General features: G+C 69.9%; 16 protein-coding genes and 2 tRNA genes. 12 read left to right on the top strand and 6 right to left on the bottom strand.

What is annotated here, in order from left to right:
* Window positions 1-87 precede the first annotated feature (87 nt).
* Entirely contained in the window at window positions 88-2,649 is a 2,562-nt protein-coding gene (pepN, locus tag SB754_RS06535) for an aminopeptidase N (RefSeq protein WP_410781533.1), read from the bottom strand.
* A 112-nt stretch (window positions 2,650-2,761) separates the two neighbouring features.
* Between pepN and SB754_RS06540 the strand changes: the two genes are divergently transcribed.
* The 4 genes from SB754_RS06540 to SB754_RS06555 are packed head-to-tail and all read left to right on the top strand — an operon-like array spanning window position 2,762 to window position 6,343.
* Window positions 2,762-3,250: a ribose-5-phosphate isomerase gene (locus tag SB754_RS06540; protein WP_410781534.1), complete on the top strand. Its 489-nt coding sequence runs from the start codon at window positions 2,762-2,764 to the stop codon at window positions 3,248-3,250.
* Entirely contained in the window at window positions 3,250-4,239 is a 990-nt protein-coding gene (locus tag SB754_RS06545) for an Fpg/Nei family DNA glycosylase (RefSeq protein ID WP_410781535.1), read from the top strand. The genes SB754_RS06540 and SB754_RS06545 overlap by 1 nt, the downstream gene beginning before the upstream one ends.
* An 8-nt stretch (window positions 4,240-4,247) precedes the next feature.
* The gene (locus SB754_RS06550) at window positions 4,248-4,886 is read left to right on the top strand and encodes an FMN-binding negative transcriptional regulator (RefSeq protein WP_410781536.1); all 639 of its coding nucleotides are present in this window, start codon (window positions 4,248-4,250) and stop codon (window positions 4,884-4,886) included.
* Window positions 4,883-6,343, top strand: a complete 1,461-nt coding sequence (locus SB754_RS06555) for an amidohydrolase (protein WP_410781537.1) — start codon at window positions 4,883-4,885, stop codon at window positions 6,341-6,343. Before SB754_RS06550 ends, SB754_RS06555 begins: the two co-directional genes overlap by 4 nt.
* Window positions 6,344-6,377: 34 nt before the next feature.
* On the opposite strand, the gene SB754_RS06560 is transcribed toward SB754_RS06555, so the two are convergent.
* Together SB754_RS06560 and SB754_RS06565 are read right to left on the bottom strand one after the other, a co-directional pair.
* On the bottom strand, window positions 6,378-7,655 hold the full coding sequence (locus tag SB754_RS06560) for an alpha/beta hydrolase (protein WP_410781538.1): 1,278 nt from the start codon (window positions 7,653-7,655) through the stop codon (window positions 6,378-6,380).
* Window positions 7,656-7,772: 117 nt separating this feature from the next.
* Window positions 7,773-8,255, bottom strand: coding sequence for a Dps family protein (locus tag SB754_RS06565; protein WP_410781539.1), 483 nt, complete (start codon window positions 8,253-8,255; stop codon window positions 7,773-7,775).
* 156 nt (window positions 8,256-8,411) lie between these two features.
* On the opposite strand from SB754_RS06565, the gene SB754_RS06570 reads away from it, so the two are divergent.
* Both SB754_RS06570 and SB754_RS06575 read left to right on the top strand, forming a co-directional pair.
* Window positions 8,412-9,803 carry a sensor histidine kinase gene (locus SB754_RS06570; protein WP_410781540.1) on the top strand — a complete coding sequence of 464 codons (1,392 nt, stop codon included), beginning with the start codon at window positions 8,412-8,414 and terminating at the stop codon, window positions 9,801-9,803.
* A gap of 128 nt (window positions 9,804-9,931) precedes the next feature.
* Window positions 9,932-10,591: a response regulator transcription factor gene (locus SB754_RS06575; protein WP_410781541.1), complete on the top strand. Its 660-nt coding sequence runs from the start codon at window positions 9,932-9,934 to the stop codon at window positions 10,589-10,591.
* A 252-nt stretch (window positions 10,592-10,843) separates the two neighbouring features.
* Here SB754_RS06575 and SB754_RS06580 read toward each other — a convergent pair.
* Window positions 10,844-10,917, bottom strand: a tRNA-Gly gene (locus SB754_RS06580).
* Window positions 10,918-11,035: 118 nt separating this feature from the next.
* Between SB754_RS06580 and SB754_RS06585 the strand changes: the two genes are divergently transcribed.
* The 6 genes from SB754_RS06585 (at window position 11,036) to clpX (ending at window position 16,151) form a co-directional block, all read left to right on the top strand.
* Window positions 11,036-11,110, top strand: a tRNA-Pro gene (locus tag SB754_RS06585).
* 60 nt (window positions 11,111-11,170) lie between these two features.
* Window positions 11,171-12,601 (top strand): trigger factor, encoded by a 1,431-nt coding sequence (gene tig / locus SB754_RS06590; RefSeq protein ID WP_410781542.1) that lies wholly within the window; start codon window positions 11,171-11,173, stop codon window positions 12,599-12,601.
* Window positions 12,602-12,754: 153 nt separating this feature from the next.
* Complete coding sequence (locus tag SB754_RS06595) at window positions 12,755-13,240, top strand: tetratricopeptide repeat protein (RefSeq protein WP_410781543.1); 486 nt, start codon at window positions 12,755-12,757, stop codon at window positions 13,238-13,240.
* 142 nt (window positions 13,241-13,382) lie between these two features.
* Window positions 13,383-13,976, top strand: coding sequence for an ATP-dependent Clp protease proteolytic subunit (locus tag SB754_RS06600; protein ID WP_310129002.1), 594 nt, complete (start codon window positions 13,383-13,385; stop codon window positions 13,974-13,976).
* Between the two features lie 29 nt (window positions 13,977-14,005).
* Window positions 14,006-14,674: an ATP-dependent Clp protease proteolytic subunit gene (locus tag SB754_RS06605; protein WP_410781544.1), complete on the top strand. Its 669-nt coding sequence runs from the start codon at window positions 14,006-14,008 to the stop codon at window positions 14,672-14,674.
* Between the two features lie 202 nt (window positions 14,675-14,876).
* Window positions 14,877-16,151, top strand: a complete 1,275-nt coding sequence (clpX, locus tag SB754_RS06610; protein ID WP_410781545.1) for an ATP-dependent Clp protease ATP-binding subunit ClpX — start codon at window positions 14,877-14,879, stop codon at window positions 16,149-16,151.
* Here the strand turns inward: clpX and SB754_RS06615 are convergent.
* On the bottom strand, window positions 16,108-17,412 hold the full coding sequence (locus SB754_RS06615; RefSeq protein WP_410781546.1) for an ion channel protein: 1,305 nt from the start codon (window positions 17,410-17,412) through the stop codon (window positions 16,108-16,110). The two genes, clpX and SB754_RS06615, sit on opposite strands and share 44 nt — an antisense overlap.
* Window positions 17,413-17,506: 94 nt before the next feature.
* Complete coding sequence (locus tag SB754_RS06620; RefSeq protein WP_410781547.1) at window positions 17,507-19,546, bottom strand: M3 family metallopeptidase; 2,040 nt, start codon at window positions 19,544-19,546, stop codon at window positions 17,507-17,509.
* Window positions 19,547-19,580: the final 34 nt, after the last annotated feature.

The raw sequence follows: 19,580 nt of genomic DNA on the forward strand, positions 1-19,580 counted from the left end.
GTTCCGCCGCCGGGCTTCGTACGACGCCGGTACGACGAAGGGGCCCCGCCGCGGCGGGACCCCTTCGAGACGTGCAAGCGGCCAGGCTCAGGCCAGCGCGTCGCGCTTCTGCGCGGCGAGCGCGCGCTCGACGCCGGCCAGGTTCTCGACCACCATGCGGCGCAGTGCGGCCGGCTCGGAGTTCGCGTCGAGCCAGGCACGGGTCGCGTCCCGCAGCTCCTCGTTCGCCAGCGGGGCCGGGTACATGCCCTCGACCAGGTACTCGGCGATCTTGTAGCTGCGCGAGGTCCAGACGCCCTGCAGCGCGGCGAAGTACGGCTCGACGAACTGGGCGAGCACGCCCTTGTCCTTCGCGCGCTGGAACCCGATGCCGGTGTAGCGGACGATCGTGTTCGGGAGGCCGTCGGAGCCGAACACCGAGTCCCAGGCGGCCTGCTTGCCCTCGAGGGTCGGGATGCTCGCGCGGGCCTGCGCGGCGAACTGCCCGCCGTTCGCGGTGTTGTCGGCCGCGAGCGCCGCGTCGATCTCGGCCGTACCTGCTGCGCCGCCCGCGACCAGCGCGATCAGGAGCTCCCACGCCAGGTCGGTGTCGACGGTCAGGCCGTCGAGGGTCACCGAGCCGTCGCGCAGGCCCGCGATCGTCGCCAGCTGCTCGTCGGTGGAGGCGAGGGCGGCGAAGAACTTCACGAACTGGAACTGCGCGTCGCTTCCGGCCTCCGCTCCCTTCGCCAGCTCCCACAGCGCGTCGGCGGCGCTCTGGGCGGTCTCCCGCTGACGTTCCGGCGCGACGTACGCCGTCGACGCGAGCACGAGCTGGTTCAGCGTGGTGCGGATGGTCGTCGACTCGGTCTCGGAGGCGATGTTGCCGAGCACCAGCCGCACGTAGTCGCTCGCGCTCGTCTCGGCGTCGCGCGTCGCATCCCAGGCGGCGCCCCAGACCAGCGAACGGGCCAGCGGGCTCTCGATGTCCGACAGGTGCTCGATGGCGACCTTCAGCGACTCCTCGTCGAGGCGGATCTTCGCGTAGGCGAGGTCGTCGTCGTTGATCAGCACGAGGTCCGGGCGGCGGACGCCGACCAGCTCGGCGACCTCGGTGCGCTCGCCGTCGACATCCAGCTCGAAGCGCTCGTCGCGGACCAGGCGCTGCGTGCCGTCACCGGTGTCCTGGAGGTTGTAGAGCCCGATCGCCAGGCGGTGCGGGCGGATGGTCGGGTAGTCGGCCGCGGCCGACTGCAGCACGGCGAACGACGTGATCGTGCCGTCCGCATCCACCTCGAGCTCGGGGCGCAGCGTGTTGACGCCCGCGGTCTCCAGCCACTTCTCGGACCATCCGGTCAGATCGCGGCCACTGGTGGCCTCCAGTTCGACGAGGAGGTCCTTCAGCTCGGTGTTCGAGTGCGCGTGCTTCTTGAAGTACTGGGCGACGCCGGCGAGGAAGTCGTCCTGACCGACCCAGGCGACCAGCTGCTTGAGCACCGAGGCGCCCTTCGCATAGGTGATGCCGTCGAAGTTGACCTGCACGTCCTCCAGGTCGTTGATCGTCGCGACGATCGGGTGCGTCGACGGGAGCTGATCCTGCCGGTACGCCCAGCTCTTCTCCATCGCGGCGAACGTCGTCCAGGCCTCCGTCCACTCGGTCGCCTCGGCGGTGGCGAGCGTGGAGGCGTACTCGGCGAACGACTCGTTCAGCCAGAGGTCGTTCCACCACTTCATGGTGACCAGGTCGCCGAACCACATGTGGGCGAGCTCGTGCAGGATCGTGACGACCCGGCGCTCCTTGATGGCGTCGGTCACCTTCGAGCGGAAGACGTACGTCTCGGTGAAGGTCACCGCGCCCGCGTTCTCCATCGCGCCGGCGTTGAACTCCGGCACGAAGAGCTGGTCGTACTTCTCGAACGGGTACGCGTAGTCGAAGCGCTCCTCGTAGAAGGCGAAGCCCTCGCGGGTCTTGTCGAAGATGTAGTCGGCGTCGAGGTACTCGGCGAGGCTCTTGCGCGTGTACACGCCCAGCGGGATGGTGCGGCCGTCGCGGCTGGTCAGCTCGCTGTGCACCGACTGGTACGGGCCGGCGATCAGTGCGGTGATGTACGACGAGATGACCGGGGTCGGAGCGAACGACCAGACCGTGGCGCCCTCGCCGACCGGACGGGGCTCCGGCGTTGGGGAGTTGCTGACGACGGCCCAGTGCTCGGGCGCGGTGACGGTGAAGGTGAACTGCGCCTTCAGGTCCGGCTGCTCGAAGACCGCGAACATGCGCCGAGAGTCCGGCACCTCGAACTGGCTGTAGAGGTACACCTCGCCGTCGACCGGGTCGACGAAGCGGTGGAGGCCCTCACCGGTGTTGGTGTAGAGCGCGTCGGAGACCACGGTCAGCTCGTTCTCGTCTTCGAGGTCGTCGAGCTGGATGCGGACGCCGTCGCTCACGGCCGCCGGGTCGAGGTCGGAGCCGTTCAGCGTGACCGAGTGCACCGACTTCGTGATCGCGTCGATGAAGGTGGACGCGCCCGCCTTCGCGGAGAAGCGCACCGTCGTGGTGCTGAGGAACGTCTCCGGCCCCGTCGTCAGATCGAGGGCGACCTCGTAGCTGTGGGTGCGGATGAGGGACGCGCGCTCCTGCGCTTCGACGCGGGTGAGGTTTTCTCCGGGCAACGCTGACTCCTTTGAGGGGATGGCTGAGAGGTCTGGTGCGTGGATCGTGTCCACCGCATCCACCTTAGCCACCGCGCCTTCGCGGGTCTGTGGTCCTCCCTAAACTGTGGATATGCGCATCCATATCGCCACCGATCACGCCGGCCTCGACTTCAGCACGCATCTGCAGGAGCACCTGACGGCGGCCGGTCACGAGGTGATCGACCACGGGCCGACGGAGTACGACCCGATCGACGACTACCCGGCCTTCTGCATCAACGCGGCGGCGGCCGTGGTCCGCGACCAGCAGGCCGGTGTGCAGGCACTCGGCATCGTCTTCGGAGGCTCGGGCAACGGCGAGCAGATCGCCGCGAACAAGGTCCGCGGCGTGCGCGCCGCCCTGGTCTGGAGCGAGTCCACTGCGCTGCTCGCCCGGCAGCACAACGACGCCAACGTCATCGCCATCGGCGCCCGTCAGCACACGGTCGACGAGGCGACGGGCTTCATCGACGCCTTCATCGCCGAGCCCTTCTCGTTCGAAGAGCGGCACGTCCGCCGCATCGCCCAACTGGCGGAGTACGAGGCCACCGGCGACATCGCGGGCAAGAACGTGGACCGCTGATGCCCGAGGGCCACTCCGTCCATCGCATCGCCCGGCAGTTCGCGGTCAACTTCGTCGGGCACCGGGTCGCCGCGTCGTCGCCGCAGGGGCGCTTCGCGGCCGATGCGACGCGCATCGACGGGCACGTGATGACGGACGCTCGGGCGGTCGGCAAGCAGATGTTCCTCGAGTTCGACAACGGGCTCTTCCTGCGCGTTCACCTCGGGCTGTACGGCGCGTGGGACTTCGCGGGCGACATCAGCATCGACCCGACGATCGCCAGCGCGAACGGGCGGATGGGCCAGACCAACCAGCGGGGGACCGACCTCGGCGAGCCGATCCTCGACGCGGCGGGCGAGAACTCGCTCCACTCGATCGGTGCGCCCCGCCGCACGAGGCTCCGCATGGCGGAGTCCGAGAAGGTGGAGGCCGAGATCACCTCGTTCCCGCCCGAGCCGATCGGTCAGGTACGGGTGCGCCTGCTGACCGACACCGCTGTGGCCGACCTGCGCGGGCCGACCGCCTGCGAGGTCCTCGACCCGGCGCAGGTCGATGCGGTCATCGCGAAGCTCGGGCCCGATCCGCAGGTCGACGACAGCCAGGAGGCCGAGGACCGCTTCGTCGCCATCGTGCGGCGCAAGCCGACCTCCATCGCCCTGCTGCTGATGGACCAGAGCGTCGTCAGCGGCATCGGCAACGTCTACCGCGCCGAGCTGCTGTTCCGGGCCCGGCAGAACCCGCACACCCCCGGCAAGAAGGTGCCGGAAGAGACCGTGCGCGCGCTCTGGCGCGACTGGGTGCACCTGCTGCGCATCGGCGTCGAGACCGGTCAGATGATGACGATGGACGACCTCGACGACGAGTCGTACCGCAAGGCGATGGCCAGCCGCGACGACCGGCACTGGGTGTACAAGCGCGAGGGCCTCCCGTGCCGGGTGTGCGGCACGCACATCGTCATGGAGGAGCTGGGCGGCCGCAAGCTGTACTGGTGCCCGGTGGACCAGGCGTAGGAGGGGCGATGCGACAGAACCCGAGCTTCACCCTCGGCGACCCGGCCGAGCTCAAGCGGCTCGTCCGCGAGAACCCGTGGGCGACATTCGTCAGTGCGCCGTCGACCGGGCTGGTGGCCTCCCACTATCCGGTGCTGCTCGACGAGACGCGCGACGAGCTGTCGCTGCTCGCCCACGTCGGCCGGCCGGACGAGCAGCTGCACGAACTGGGCGAGCACGAACTCCTCGTCATCGTGCAGGGGCCGCACGGCTACATCTCCTCCGGCTGGTACGACGAGAAGCCCGCCGTGCCGACCTGGAACTTCATCGCGGCGCACTTCTCCGGGGTGCCGGAGATCCTGAGCGACGTCGAGAACCTCGATGTCCTCGAGCGGCTGGTGGATCACTTCGAAGACGAGCTGCCGTCGCCGCGCCGCATGCGCGGGACGCTGCACGACTCCGAGTACGCCGAGCGGATCGCCTCCGGCACCGTGGGCCTGCGGCTCACGCCGACGAAGGTCGTCGCGAAGCAGAAGATGAGCCAGAACCGGCCGGACCACATCGTCGAAGCCATCATGAGCGAGCTCGGCGGTGACGGTCCGTACGCCAGCGCGGGGCTGCTGCGCGAGATGCGGATCGTGCACGACCGGCGGCGCGCGGCACGATGACGCTGGTGCTGGCCGGGGCGCGGGTGCCCGGTGAGGCGCACGTCGACGTGGTGATCGATGGCGGCCGGATCACCGCTGTCGTGCCTGCGGGCTCCCTGCCGGGTGACTCCGCGGAGCGGATCGAGCTGGACGGCCGCTGGCTGGTCCCCGGGCTCTGGGACCAGCACGTCCACTTCACGCAGTGGGCGCAGACTGCCCGCCGGCTCGACGTGTCGCGCGCGGCGTCGGCGGCGGAGGCCGCTGCTCTCGTGCGGGAGAGGGCGGCCGCCGATCCCGGCGGCGACGTCCTCGTCGGCTTCGGCTTCCACGACGCCCTGTGGCCCGACCTCCCCACCCGTGAGCTGCTGGACGCCGCCGCCGAGCGGCCCGTGGTCCTGATCGCCGGCGACCTCCACTGCTCCTGGCTGAACTCCGCGGCGGCCCGCCGGTTCGCCCCCGGCTCGACGGAGGCCGTGCTGCGCGAGGACGACAGCTTCGCCGTCACCAGCCTCCTGACCGCCGCCGACGACGCGACGCTCGACCGGTGGGCGGCCGACGCCGCGCGTGCTGCCGCGCGCCGCGGTGTCGTCGGGATCGTCGACCTCGAGTACGGCTGGAACCTCGACGTCTGGCAGCGCCGGATGGCGGCGGCCGTGGGCGGCGCCGACGGCGCCAGCCACCTCCGCGTCGAGTTCGGCATCTACGGTGACCACCTCGATCGGGCCGCCGAGCAGGGCCTGCGCACCGGCGCGGTCATCCCGGGTACCGACGGCCTGGTGACGGTCGGCCCGTTCAAGGTCATTTCCGACGGCTCCCTGAACACGCGCACGGCGCTCTGCTCGCACGCCTATCCGGACGGCGGCCGAGGCGTCGCCAACCTCACCCCGGACGAACTGGTGGAGAGGATGCGGTTCGCCGTCGCACACGGGCTGGAGCCCGCCGTGCACGCCATCGGCGACGAGGCGAACCGCCGCGCCCTCGACGCGTTCGAGGTCATCGACGCGGGCGGCCGCATCGAGCACGCGCAGCTGATCGACGCCTCCGATGTCGCACGCTTCTCGCGCCTCGGCGTCACCGCGAGCGTGCAGCCGGAGCACGCCATGGACGACCGCGACGTCGCCGATCGCCTCTGGAAGGGACGGACCGCGCGCGCCGTCCCGCTGGCGGACCTCCACGCCGCCGGCGCACGGCTCGCCTTCGGCTCCGACGCTCCCGTCGCGCCGCTCGACCCGTGGGCCGCGATCGCGTCCGCGGTCGGCCGCTCACGCGACGGCCGCGAGCCCTGGCATCCCGAGCAGGCGATCGCCGCGGACGTGGCGCTGGCCGCCTCCGTCCGCTCCGCCGTCGCTCCGGGCGAGCCCGCCGACCTCGCCATCCTCGACCGCGACCCGCTCGCCGCCACTCCCGACGACCTCCGCACGATGCCGGTGGCCGCCACCCTCCTCGCGGGCCGCTTCACCCACGACACTCTCCGCTGACCCGCGCCGCCGGCCGCGCGGACACCGCTCGGCCTCAGTGCCCGCGGAGCAGCAGCCGGTCCGCGCCCGGCGTCGTGGCGACCGCGGTGTTCCGCAGCGACTCCGTGTACGCGTCCAGGTATCCGTAGTTGGCGAGATGCTCGGCGAACTTCTTCTCGAACAGCACCGTGTCGGTGATCTTCGACCAGGCGGAGGACAGCGGGTCGTCGTTCCACGCCGAGTGCAGCACCGGTGCATGGCCGGTCACGGGCAACAGGTCGGCCTGTTCGTCCCCGTCCACGCTGATCACGGTCGCTCCGAACGACGGCGAGCGCGGATCCCGCCGCGTGATGCGGCCGAACCGCGCCTCCCCGTCCGCCTCCGCCTCGCCGGCGTACGTGTGCTCCACGTGCAGCGCCCCGGCATTCGGAATCCGCCCCTCGATCCCCGCCGATCCCAGCATGACGAAGGCGTAGACGCCCAGGTCGCGGGCGTCGGCCAGGGCGTTCGCGCTGGTCGTCGTCCCGTACGAGTGCGCGACCACGTTGAGGGCCTTCGGTGGATGGTCCACCCGCGCAGCGTTCACGCCGCGCAGGTCCGCCGTGAGCAGAGGAGCGCCCCGAGAGGCGTAGTCGCCGAGGGCGGCGTCGATGCCGGGCGGGGGAGTGACGTACCCGATCCACGACACGACCGCCCGCCGCTTCGGGCCTCCGACGTCGCCCTGCTCGTCGTACAGGTTCTGGGCGGACTGCGTCCACAGCTGCATGTCGTCCGTATAGGTGCCCATGCCGGGAACGAGGAACGTGACGTTCGCCGCGGCGTCCAGGTCGCCGATCGCGATGGAGGCGAGCGGAGGCCGGTCCAGGCTGAGCGCGACGAGGTGGCGCGCCGGCGTGCGCTTGCCTTTCATCGTCTTCTGGATGGCGGTCAGCGACCCGAGGACGCGCTGGTTGAGCTGGTCGTCCGGGTGGTCCCGGAGGAGCCGTTGGGCCTTCGCGACCGCCTGCTTCAGCGCCTTCCGGTTGGCAGTGTCGCGGTCGCGGTAGTCGACCCCGTCGAGGTTGCCGATCACTTCCGGGATGGTGTCGACCGCGTCCTTGCGCTCTGCCGCATCCATCGACTCCCAGTCGTCGTGGACAGCATCCGGGTCGGTGTTGGCGAGTTGGATGAGCAGCTCGGGATGCTTCTGGAGGTACGCCTCCTGCTGCTGGTCGTTCATCGCGTTCAGCACGTCGAAGGTCGTGATCGGGGCCGCGCCGGCCGCCGGGGCCACGAGCAGTCCGATGGCCGCGACGGCGACCAGACCGCACGCGACGATCACCCGGCGCACCATGGGCGTGAGCGTACTGCGCCTCGGGAGCGCATGTCCATGGTCGGCAGGCTGCCGCACCGCTCCGCATACGCGGAAGGGGCCGCCCGCTCGCGCGGACGGCCCCTTCCGAAGACCCTGCTACTCGCTGATGTGCGCGAACAGGAACCAGCGGTCCTTGTCGAGCCCGCGTGCGATCTCGATGGCGACGTCCTGGCTGGTCTGGTCGAGCTCGGCCAGCTCGCGCACCGCGGTGTTGACGCCGGCGAGCGCCGCATCCAGCTGGGCGATGACCTCGGCGATGGTCTCGTTCGACGGGCGGAACCCGGCGGTCAGCTCGCCGGTCGTGGTCTTCGCGGCGACGGTGCCGAGGCGGGCGTCGACGGGGAGGCCGAGGGCGACGATGCGCTCCGCGGCCAGGTCGGCCCACTCCTGGGCATGGTCGACGATCGTGTCGAGCAGCTCGTGCACGCCGATGAAGTTCGCGCCGCGCACGTGCCAGTGCGCCTGCTTGCCGTTGACGACGATGGCCGTCAGATCGATGACCGCAGGGGTCAGGAATTGCGCGACCCCGGCCGCGACGTCCGGGTTGGAGACACTCTGGGTTGCAGCGATGTCCGTCATGGTGGCGTCCTTTCTTCTGCCTGCCTCAACGCTAGCGAGGCGGCGGAATTCCGACAACGAAGCGAAGGCTGCGCTAAGTAAGGGAGGGTTAACCCCCGCACGCATCCGGAGGGAGGCGGGATGGGGACCGCGGGCGCATCCCGCGAGGCTGGGGTCATGTCCACTGAACCGCTGTCCTCTTCTGCCACGCTGGATGCTGTGACCGCATCCGCTCCGGCTCCCGCACCGGCTCCCGCCCGCGCCCGCTACGGCGAGCTGTGGCGCGGTGTGCCGCGGGAGCTGGGCTTCCTGCTGCTCACCATGCCGATCGCGATCATCGGTCTCTCCGTGCTGATGTCGCTGTTCTGGACCGGCGTCGGCACCATCATCATCTACGTCGGCTTCTTCATCGTCGTCGCCGCCTTCTACACCGCCCGCGGCTTCGGCGTCGTGGAGCTGACCCGCCTCGACTGGGCCGGGCGGCCCTCCATCCCGCGCCCGGTGTGGGAGAAGCCGGGCGTGCCGCGCACGTTCCTGCGGTCGCTGTTCGGCCCGTTCGCGAACGGCCACTACTGGCTGTACCTGCTGCACGGCATCCTGATCAACCCCATCCTCAGCATCGTCTCCTGGACCGTGACCGTCGTGTGGGCGTCCGTCGCACTCGGCGGCCTGACCGGCTGGATCTGGGAGCCGTTCATCCCGGAGAGCGGCCGCGACGTCTTCCTGTCGCAGACGATCGTGGATGCGGTGTTCCGCACGCACTCCACGTTCGACCCGGTGGTGGGCGACCGCATCCTGTACCTGATCGTCGGCGCGTTGCTGGCGGCGACCCTCCCGTTCGTGACCCGCGGTCTGACGCTGGCGCACGAGGGTGTGGCTCGCGGGCTGCTCGGCCGCTGGCCGTCGGAGGCGCTGCAGCGCGAGGTCGCGGACCTGTCCGCTTCCCGCGGTGCCGCCGTCGCGGCCGAGGACCAGGCGCTCCGCCGCCTCGAGCGCGACCTCCACGATGGTCCGCAGCAGCGGCTGATCCGCTTGCAGATGGACATCGCCGCCGCCGAGCGCAAGCTCTCCGACGACCCGGAGGCCGCCGCCACTCTGCTCGCCGAGGCGCGGCAGCAGGCGGGCGACACGCTCGAGGAGCTGCGGGCACTGTCCCGCGGTTTCGCCCCGCCCATCCTGCAGGACCGCGGCCTGGTCGCCGCCGCCGAGTCGCTCGCCGCGCGCAGCCCCATCCCGATGACGGTGGAGTCGTCGCTGCAGCCGGGGGAGCGGTTCAGTCCCGAGATCGAGCGGAACGCCTACTACGTGCTGGCGGAGCTGGCCGCGAACCTGGCCAAGCACTCCGGCGCCACGGGCGCGCGCCTGTTCGTGGAGCAGTCCGCGGACGCGGCAGGGCAGCCGTGGCTGGACGTCTGGCTGACCGACAACGGCAGCGGGGGCGCCTCGCTGGTCGAGGGCCACGGACTCCGCGGACTGCAGGAGCGCGTGCGGGGTCTGCGCGGTGAGCTGCTGCTGGAGAGCCCGGTCGGCGGACCCACCCGGATCGGGGCGCGCATCCCGCTCGGTTGATCCCTGCTGCGTCTCGTCCGCGCGACACGCCGTCCGTCCTCGCAGACACGCCGTCGCGTCCTCCGGGACGCGACGGCGTGTCGTCGTGCGGGCGGACCGTGCGGGCGGGTCGCCCCTAGGCTGGGGGCGTGCCGAGCGAAGCCCGACCCCTGCGCATCGTCGTCGCCGACGACTCCGTCCTCCTCCGGGAGGGACTCATCCGCCTGTTCGACGAGGCCGGCTTCGACACCGTCGGGGCTTTCGGCGACGCGGACACCCTCCTCGAGTCGCTGCCCGACCTCATGCCGGAGGTGGTGGTGCTGGATGTGCGGATGCCTCCGACGTTCCGCGACGAGGGCGTGCGTGCCGCGCTCCGCATCCGCAGCGAGCATCCCGACATCGCAGTGCTGCTGCTGTCGCAGTACGTCGAGGGCACGTATGCGCAGGAGCTGCTGGCCGGCGGCGAAGGCGGGACCGGCTACCTCCTGAAGGACCGCATCGCCTCCCTCGACGAGCTGAAGGATGCGGTCGCCCGTGTCGCGGCGGGCGGCACCGTCCTCGACCCGCAGGTCGTGCGCGAACTCCTCACCCGCCGGACCGACCCGCTGGCGGCGCTGACACCGCGCGAGCGGGAGGTGCTGGAGCTGATGGCCGAGGGCCGCACGAACGCCGCGATCGCCGCCCGCATGGTCGTCGGCGTCGGAGCGGTCGAGAAGAACGTCACGTCGATCTTCCAGAAGCTGGGCCTCGAGGACTCCGGCGACGACCACCGCCGCGTGCTCGCGGTGCTCGCGTTCCTGCAGCGCTGACGCGCGCCGCCGCGCCGCGCCGCGCCGCGCCTCCGCGCCCGCGACTGCTGCGTCTCGTCACGAGTGCGCCTGCGCGCGCAGCCGCAAACGTTACGCGACGCCGCACTCACCGTGCGGTTTGGCAGCAGCAGCGTGAGTGCCGCCTGACGTCACGAGTGCGCCTGCGCGCGCAGCGGCGAACGTTACGAACAGCGGCGCTCGCCGCTCGGGAGGCGTAACCGGCCCCCGGGAGGAGGGAATGGAGGGCGGGAATGGAGGGGATGACGGGAATCGAACCCGCGTAATCAGTTTGGAAGACTGAGGCTCTACCATTGAGCTACATCCCCGAGCGCCGCACGCGGCACCGGGCCGCCCGTGTGCGCGGCGGCCGGAGACCATCGTAGTACACGCGGGGGATGCGGGCGTGCAGTAGACTCGGTGACGGTCTTTCGCACCGCTTGAAGCCGGGGCGTAGCTCAGCTTGGCTAGAGCGCCCGCTTTGGGAGCGGGAGGTCGCAGGTTCGAATCCTGTCGCCCCGACGAGGACCTCGTTCCTTGCGAGAAGACCATCGTTCGATCATTCAGGAGAACCCACACATCGTGAAGACCACGGTCGAGAAGCTCAGCCCCACCCGCACCAAGCTCGTCATCTCGGTGACGCCGGAGGAGCTGAAGCCTTCCATCAACCACGCGTACGAGCACATCGCCGAGCAGGTGACCATCCCCGGTTTCCGCAAGGGCAAGGTGCCGCCGCCCATCATCGACCAGCGGGTCGGCAAGGCCGCCGTCCTGGAGCACGCGGTCAACGAGGGTCTCGACGGGTTCTACCGTCAGGCGATCGAGGAGAACGACGTGCGTCCCCTCGGCCGCCCGGAGGCCGACATCACCGAGTGGCCGAACGAGAAGGACTTCTCGGGCGACCTGCTCCTCACCATCGAGGTGGATGTCCGCCCCGAGGTGAAGCTGCCCGACTTCGACGACATCACCATCACGGTCGACGCGGCCGAGGTCGGCGTGGACGACGTGGAGGAGGAGCTGGACCGGCTCCGCAGCCGCTTCGGCACCCTCGTCACGGTCGACCGTCCCGCCAAGACCGGTGACTTCGCGCAGATCGACCTGACCGCCGTGATCGGCGAGGAGGAGGTCGACACCGCCGCGAACATCTCGTACGAGATCGGCTCCGGCGAGCTCATCGACGGCATCGACGAGGCGCTCGACACGCTGACCGCCGGCGAGACCACCACCTTCGAGGCCCCGCTCATGGGCGGCGACCACGAGGGCGAGAACGCGCAGATCACCGTCACCCTCAACGCCGTCAAGGAGCGCGAGCTCCCGGAGGCCGACGACGAGTTCGCGCAGATCGCCAGCGAGTTCGACACCATCGGCGAGCTGCGCCAGAGCCTGCGCACGCAGGTCGAGCGCGCCAAGGTGTTCGGCCAGGGCACCGCCGCCCGCGACCAGCTGGTCGACAAGCTCCTCGAGCTGGTCGAGATCCCGGTCCCGGCGCAGCTGGTCGAGGACGAGGTCCACCGCCACCTGGAGCAGGAGAACCGCCTCGAGGACGACGTGCACCGCGCCGAGGTCACGGAGTCCAGCGAGAAGACGTTCCGCACGCAGATCCTCCTCGACGAGGTCGCGCAGGAGAACGACGTGAAGGTCAGCCAGGACGAGCTCACCCAGTACCTCGTGCAGGGTGCCGCCCAGTACGGCATGGACCCGAACGAGTTCGTGAAGATCCTCAGCGAGAACGGCCAGATCCCGTCGATGGTCGGAGAGGTCGCCCGCAACAAGGCGCTCGCCATCATCCTCGGCAAGGTGAAGGTCGTCGACTCGAACGGCAAGCCGGTCGACCTGGCAGAGTTCACCGCCATCGCCGACGGCGACGACGAGGCGCAGTCCGACGAGGCCGCAGCCACGGATGAGACGGCGGAGACGGCCGAGACCGCCGAGGCCCCCGCGGCCGAGGAGGCCCCCGCCGCCGAGGAGAAGCCGAAGAAGCGTTCCACCAAGAAGAAGGCCGACGACAAGTAGTCGTCGCCTCCTCACCGAAAGCCGGGCCCGCGCCTTCCACGCGGCCCGGCTTTCGCGTTCTTCGACGAAACCATGGGACGCGACACGCCGTCTGGCACCATGGGGTGACGGCGTGTTGCGACCCATGGATGCACAGGCACGAAGGAGCAGCGGATGGACGACTGGCGACAGCGGGTGGATGCGGTCTGGGCCGCTGCCGACGACGCGGGGGAGGAGGCCACCCTCGCCGCGATCGACGCTCTGGTCGCCGAGCGTGGCCCACACGACCCCGAGGCGCTCTTCGAGGCGGCCGGCGCCCGCGACTTCGCCGGCCGGGAGGCGGAGGCCGAACCGCTGTACCGGGCCGCCCTCGCGAACGGCCTGGCCGAGCCGCACCGCGGGCAGGCGATCGTGCAGCTCGCGAGCACGCTCCGCAACCTCGACCGCCCAGGGGAGGCGCTCAGCCTGCTCCGCGACTTCCTGCTCGCCGAGCCCGGGCATCCCCTCGCCGACGCCGCACGCGCGTTCGCGGCCCTCTCGCTGTTCGACGACGGGATGCCAGCCGACGCGCTGCGCGAAGCCCTGGAAGCGCTCGTCCCGCACCTCCCGCGCTATGGCCGCGCGGTGACCGCCTACGCCGCGGCGCTCGACGACGACTGACGGCCGGGCGGCGACAGCGACGCGGGAGCGACGCCGGGCGACGCCCGCCGCGACACCGCTCTCTGCCGAGGGCGAACAGCACCGAATTGGGCTCGGCGCTCCGATAGATTCGATGCCAAGCGACAAAGGAAATGGAGCGAACATGGCCGACATGGGTATCCAGCCCAACGTTTTCGATCGACTGTTGAAGGACCGCATCATCTGGCTCGGGTCCGAGGTCCGGGACGAGAACGCGAACGAGATCGCCGCGAAGCTGCTGCTCCTGGCCGCGGAGGACCCGAAGCGGGACATCTACCTCTACATCAACTCTCCCGGCGGCTCGATCACCGCCGGTATGGCCATCTACGACACGATGCAGTTCGTTCCGAACGACATCGTCACCGTCGGCATCGGCATGGCCGCATCGATGGGCCAGCTGCTGCTCACCGCGGGCACCAAGGGCAAGCGGTACATCACCCCGAACGCGCGCGTGCTGCTCCACCAGCCGCACGGTGGCTTCGGTGGCACCGCCAGCGACATCCAGACGCAGGCGCAGCTCATCATCGACATGAAGAACCGGCTCGCCGAGATCACGGCGGCCGCGACCGGCAAGACCGTCGAGCAGATCAATGAGGACGGCGACCGCGACCGGTGGTTCACCGCCCAGCAGGCTCTCGAGTACGGCTTCGTGGACCACATCCGCGAGTCGGCTCTGGATGTCGCCGGCGGCGGCGGCACCGAGCCGGAGAAGAACTGAACGACCGCCGGAAGGATAAGGACAACAGAATGAACATCCCCATGCTCGGCGGACAGGCCGCAGGCGGAGTGCAGGCGCCAGGCGCCCGGTACATCCTCCCCAGCTTCGAGGAGCGCACGGCCTACGGCTACAAGCGCCAGGACCCGTACGCGAAGCTCTTCGAGGACCGCATCATCTTCCTCGGCGTGCAGGTCGACGACGCGTCGGCTGACGACATCATGGCCCAGCTCCTCGTGCTCGAGAGCCAGGACCCGGACCGCGACATCGTCATGTACATCAACTCGCCCGGTGGCTCGTTCACCGCGATGACGGCGATCTACGACACGATGCAGTACATTCGCCCGCAGATCCAGACCGTGGTCCTCGGCCAGGCGGCCTCCGCCGCTGCCGTGCTGACCGCGGCGGGCACCCCGGGAAAGCGCCTGGCGCTGCCGAACGCCCGCATCCTCATCCACCAGCCCGCCGTCGGCGAGGCCGGCCAGGGGCAGGCCTCCGACATCGAGATCCAGGCCAACGAGATCATGCGCATGCGCACCTGGCTGGAGGAGACGCTGGCGAAGCACTCCAACCGCTCGGTGGAGCAGGTCAACAAGGACATCGACCGCGACAAGATCCTCTCGGCCGAGGAGGCGCTGGAGTACGGCCTCATCGACCAGGTCCTCACCAGCCGGAAGACGCTGCCGGCGCTGGTCAAGTAGTAGCCTTCGCTGCATGGCGGAACGGGGCGGTCTCTTCGATGACCGCCCCGTTCGTCGTCTCTGCAGTCAGGCGGGCCTGCGGTATCTCCGCCATCTGCTGTGAGCAGAACCGCCGCGCGACGCAAAACGTCCGACATGCGCCCCAATGTCGTCCGCACGGGTTAGGCTCGTTGGAACAGACCCGAAGAAGGTGGGGAGAGGGATGGCACGCATCGGGGAAAGCGCCGATCTGCTCAAGTGTTCCTTCTGTGGCAAGAGCCAGAAGCAGGTACAGCAGCTCATCGCCGGTCCCGGCGTGTACATCTGCGACGAGTGCGTCGAGCTGTGCAACGAGATCATCGAGGAGCGGCTCGCCGAGGCGGGCGAGGAGGCTTCGAGCGAGTTCGACCTGCCCAAGCCCAAAGAGATCTTCGGGTTCCTCGAGGAGTACGTCATCGGCCAGGAGCCGGCCAAGCGGGCTCTCGCGGTCGCGGTGTACAACCACTACAAGCGGGTTCGCGCCAAGCAGACGATCACTTCGGCAGACACGCTCGACGACGTCGAGATCGCGAAGTCGAACATCCTGCTGATCGGCCCGACCGGCTGCGGCAAGACCTACCTCGCGCAGACGCTCGCCCGTCGCCTCAACGTGCCGTTCGCCGTCGCGGACGCCACCGCGCTGACCGAGGCCGGGTACGTCGGTGAAGACGTCGAGAACATCCTCCTGAAGCTGATCCAGGCCGCCGACTACGACGTCAAGCGCGCTGAGACCGGCATCATCTACATCGACGAGGTCGACAAGATCGCCCGCAAGGCCGAGAACCCGTCGATCACGCGCGACGTCTCGGGCGAGGGTGTGCAGCAGGCGCTGCTCAAGATCCTCGAAGGCACGGTCGCCTCCGTGCCGCCGCAGGGCGGGCGCAAGCACCCGCACCAGGAGTTCATCCAGATCGACACGACGAACGTGCTGTTCATCGTGGCGGGCGCGTTCGCGGGGCTGGAAGAGATCATCTCCTCCCGTGCGGGCAAGAAGGGCATCGGCTTCGGCGCCCCGCTGCATTCCAAGGGCGACGACATCAACCTCTTCAGCGAGGTGCTGCCAGAAGACCTGCACAAGTTCGGGCTCATCCCGGAGTTCATCGGCCGCCTGCCGGTCGTGACCACCGTGACGCAGCTCGACCAGGACGCGCTCATGCAGATCCTCACCGAGCCGAAGAACGCGCTGGTGCGCCAGTATCAGCGCATGTTCGAGCTCGACGGTGTGCAGCTCGAGTTCGAGCAGCCGGCCCTCGAGGCGATCGCCGATCTGGCGGTGCTCCGCAAGACGGGTGCCCGTGGTCTCCGCGCCATCATGGAGGAGGTGCTCGGCCCGATCATGTTCGAGGTGCCGTCCAGCTCCGAAGTGGCGCGCGTGGTCGTGACGCGCGAGGCCGTGCTCGAGAACGCGGCTCCGACTATCGTCCCGCACCGCCCGCGGCGCGAGGAGAAGTCGGCGTAAGCTCCGGCGCAGGCCGGATCAGCATCTCCGGCGCCTTCGTCACCATGAGCCACGCCGGGAGAACGGCGAGGCACAGGATCGGCAGGATCAGCAGGTTGTCGGTGACGGCCACGCCCACGAAGAGGGCGACCCAGCCATCCCGCGTCACCACCAGTGCCAGCCCCATCACGCCCGCCGCCACCGCCACCTGCAGCGGAATCGCCGGGACCAGCGCAACCGCCAGTGTGCCCAGCGCCGTGCCGATGAACACGGCAGGGAACACACGGCCGCCGCGGAAGCCCGCACCGGCCGCAACAAGCAGCGCCACGAGCTTCACCAGGACGATCACAGTGAGCTGGCCGGCCGAGTAGTCGGCCCGGTCGGTCACCAGCTGACCCATCTGCGACAGCCCCTTGAACAGAGTGATCGGTCCGCCGAGCACCCCGAGCAGACCGAGCACGGCGCCGCCGAGCAGCGTCATCAGCAGCGGATTCCGCAGGGCGTGGAACAGCCGGTGCACGATGGGGAACAGGTACACACCGACCAGCCCCAGCGCGGTCGCCACGACCCCGATCACGATGGCCGCCAGCAGGTCCCAGCCGTTGACCTTCGTGTACGCCGGCATGGGGATGATGAGCGAGGGATGCGCGAGCAGCGTCATCGTGATCGCCCCGGCGCCGGCCGACACCAGCGGGAGGAAGAGGCGGTCCCACAGGGCGCCGCCGCCCTTCGCCGCCGCGACGATGCCCGTGAACAGCAGGGCGGCCGCGACCGGCGTGCCGAACAGTGCTCCGATGGTGCCGGACGCGGCCATGAGCACGACGAGTTGCGTCGGCACCGCCTTCCACAGCAGTCCGACGAGAGTCACCAGCACGCTGATGTTGATCGCGATGATCGGGTTCTCCGGACCCAGGCTCACCCCACCCGCCAGGCCCAGGATGGCCGCCAGAGCGAGCGACGGCACCGCGGCGATCCGTAGGATCGGCCCGACCAGCTCCGTCGTCGCCGAGTCGGGCCCGGCATGGCCCGGCACCAGCCACACCACGAGCCCGACCGCGGCGCCGGTGACCGTCAACACGGCGAAGATCCACCAGCCGGACGTCGGGTCGATGCCCAGAGCGCCGGGGAGCGCCTTCCAGACGCCCTGCTCGATCACACCGGAGACCTCGTCCACCGCCCACAGCGACAGCGCGCACAGCACGCCGACGACCACGGCCGGGATGCACAGCATCACCAGCTGACGAACGGTCGGTGCGGCGAGCTGCGGTTCGGTCGTGGCCACGGTGTCCCCTTCGCGCGATCAGCCCAGGTGCGGGTGGGCACAGCGTAGAGCGCGAGAAGGGAGGGCGGCTAGCTACGTCCGCACGACGTGCCGCTCAGGTGTCCAAGCCCCGGCGCTTCAGCAGCGGCTCGATCTCGGCGTCACGACCGCGGAAGTCGCGGTAGGCCACCAGCGGGTCCTTCGACCCGCCGACGCCGAGGAGCCGCTGCCGGAACCGGTCGCCGTTCTCGCGCAGCAGCCCGCCGTTCTCACGGAACCACTCCACCGTGTCGGCGTCGAGCACTTCGCTCCAGATGTACGAGTAGTAGCCGGCGTCGTAGCCGCCCGAGAACGTGTGCGCGAAGTAGGTGCTGGCGTACCGCGGCGGCACGGCAGGATTGTCCAGTCCGACCGCGGCGAGGGCCTCCGTCTCGAAGGTGGGGACGTCGGCCACCTCGTCGTCCGCGGTGATCCGGTGCCAGGCCTGGTCGAGCAGGGTGGCCGCCAGGTACTCGCTGGTCGCGAAGCCCTCGTTGAAGCCCTCGGCGGCGTGGATCCGGTCGACCAGCTCCTGCGGCATCCGCTCGCCGGTGCGGTGGTGCACGGCGTAGTTCTCGAGCACCTCCGGCCACAGCATCCACATCTCGTTCACCTGGCTGGGGAACTCGACGAAGTCGCGGAACACGTTGGTGCCGGCGAACTTCGGGTATGTCACGCGGGCGAACAAGCCGTGCAGGGCGTGCCCGAACTCGTGGAAGAGCGTGTTCGTCTCGTCGTAGGTGAGCAGCGTCGGCTCGCCGGCGGCCGGCTTCGGCACGTTCAGGTTGTTGACCACGACCGTCGGTGTGCCGAGCAGGTCGGACTGGGCGATGAGCGGGTTCATCCACGCGCCGCCGCGCTTCGAGTCGCGGGTGTAGAGGTCGAGGATGTACAGGCCGAGCTCGGATCCGTCCTCGTTGCGCACCTCGAAGACGCGGGCTTCGGGGTGGTAGGCGACAAGGTCCGGCCGCTCGGCGAAGGTGATCCCGTAGAGCCGGTTGGCAGCGTAGAAGACGCCGTCGTGCAGCACGCGCTCGGCCTCGAAGTACGGGCGCATCGCGGCGAAGTCGACGTCGAACTTCTCGGCGCGGACCGTGCCCGTCAGATGGGCCCAGTCCCAGGCCTCGACCGTCTGTCCCTCCGGGAGGAGGCGCTGCAGGTCGGCCTGCTCGGCGCGGGCGTTCCGGGCGGCAGCTGGCGCGAGCCGGCCGAGCATGTCCGCGACGGCTTCGGGAGTGCGGGCGGTCTCGTCGGCCGTGACGTACGCCGCGTGCGTGTCGAACCCGAGAAGCCGCGCCCGCTCGGCGCGCAGGCGCGTGATCTCCAGGACCAGGTCGCGGTTGTCGTTCTCGCCGCCCCGGATGCCGCGCGAGCGGGATGCGGCCATGATGCGCTCCCGGGAGGAGCGGTCGGTGAGGTCGGCGAGCCACGGGTGACCCGTGGGGAGCACGAGCGTCACGACGTACTTGCCGTCGAGGCCGCGCTCAGCCGCGGCCTGTGCGGCGGCCGACAGCTCGCCTTCGCCGAGGCCGTCCAGCTCCTCGGCCGTGTCGAAGACGACGGCGAGGTCGTTGGTGTCGGCGAGGAGGTTCTTCTCGAACCGGGTGGTGAGGGTGGAGAGCCGCTGGTTGTACTCCCGCAGCCGCTCCTTGCCCGCGTCGTCGAGGCCGGCGCCGGCCAGCGTGAACTCGGTGAAGTAGCGCTCGACCAGGTAGCGCGACTCGGCATCGAGCCCGAGCTCGTCGAGGCGCCCGTGCAGGTCGGCGATGCGCGCGTACAGCCGTGGATCGAGCCGGATCGTGTCGCTATGGGCGGCGAGCCGGGGAGCGATCTCCTCCTCCAGCGCGTTGGTGAAGTCCGTGCTGTCCGACGAGCTCTTGTTGAAGAACACCTCGGCGACCCGCTGCAGCGTCTGGCCCGAGCGCTCCAACGGAAGCATCGTGTTCTCGAAGCTCGGGGCCTCGTCGGTCTCGACGATCGCGGCGATCTCTGCCAGCTGCTCCTCGAATCCCCGCTCGAAGGCCGGACGGTAGTGCTCGTCGCGGATGTCGCCGAAGGGCGGGAGTCCGTACGGCAGGGTGCTGGGGCTGAAGAAGGGGTTCGCGATATCGGCCATTGCTCCAGCCTAGACACCGGACGCCGCGGGGAGC

The sequence above is a fragment of the Leifsonia sp. SIMBA_070 genome (assembly GCF_046534635.1).
Lineage (GTDB): Bacteria > Actinomycetota > Actinomycetes > Actinomycetales > Microbacteriaceae > Leifsonia.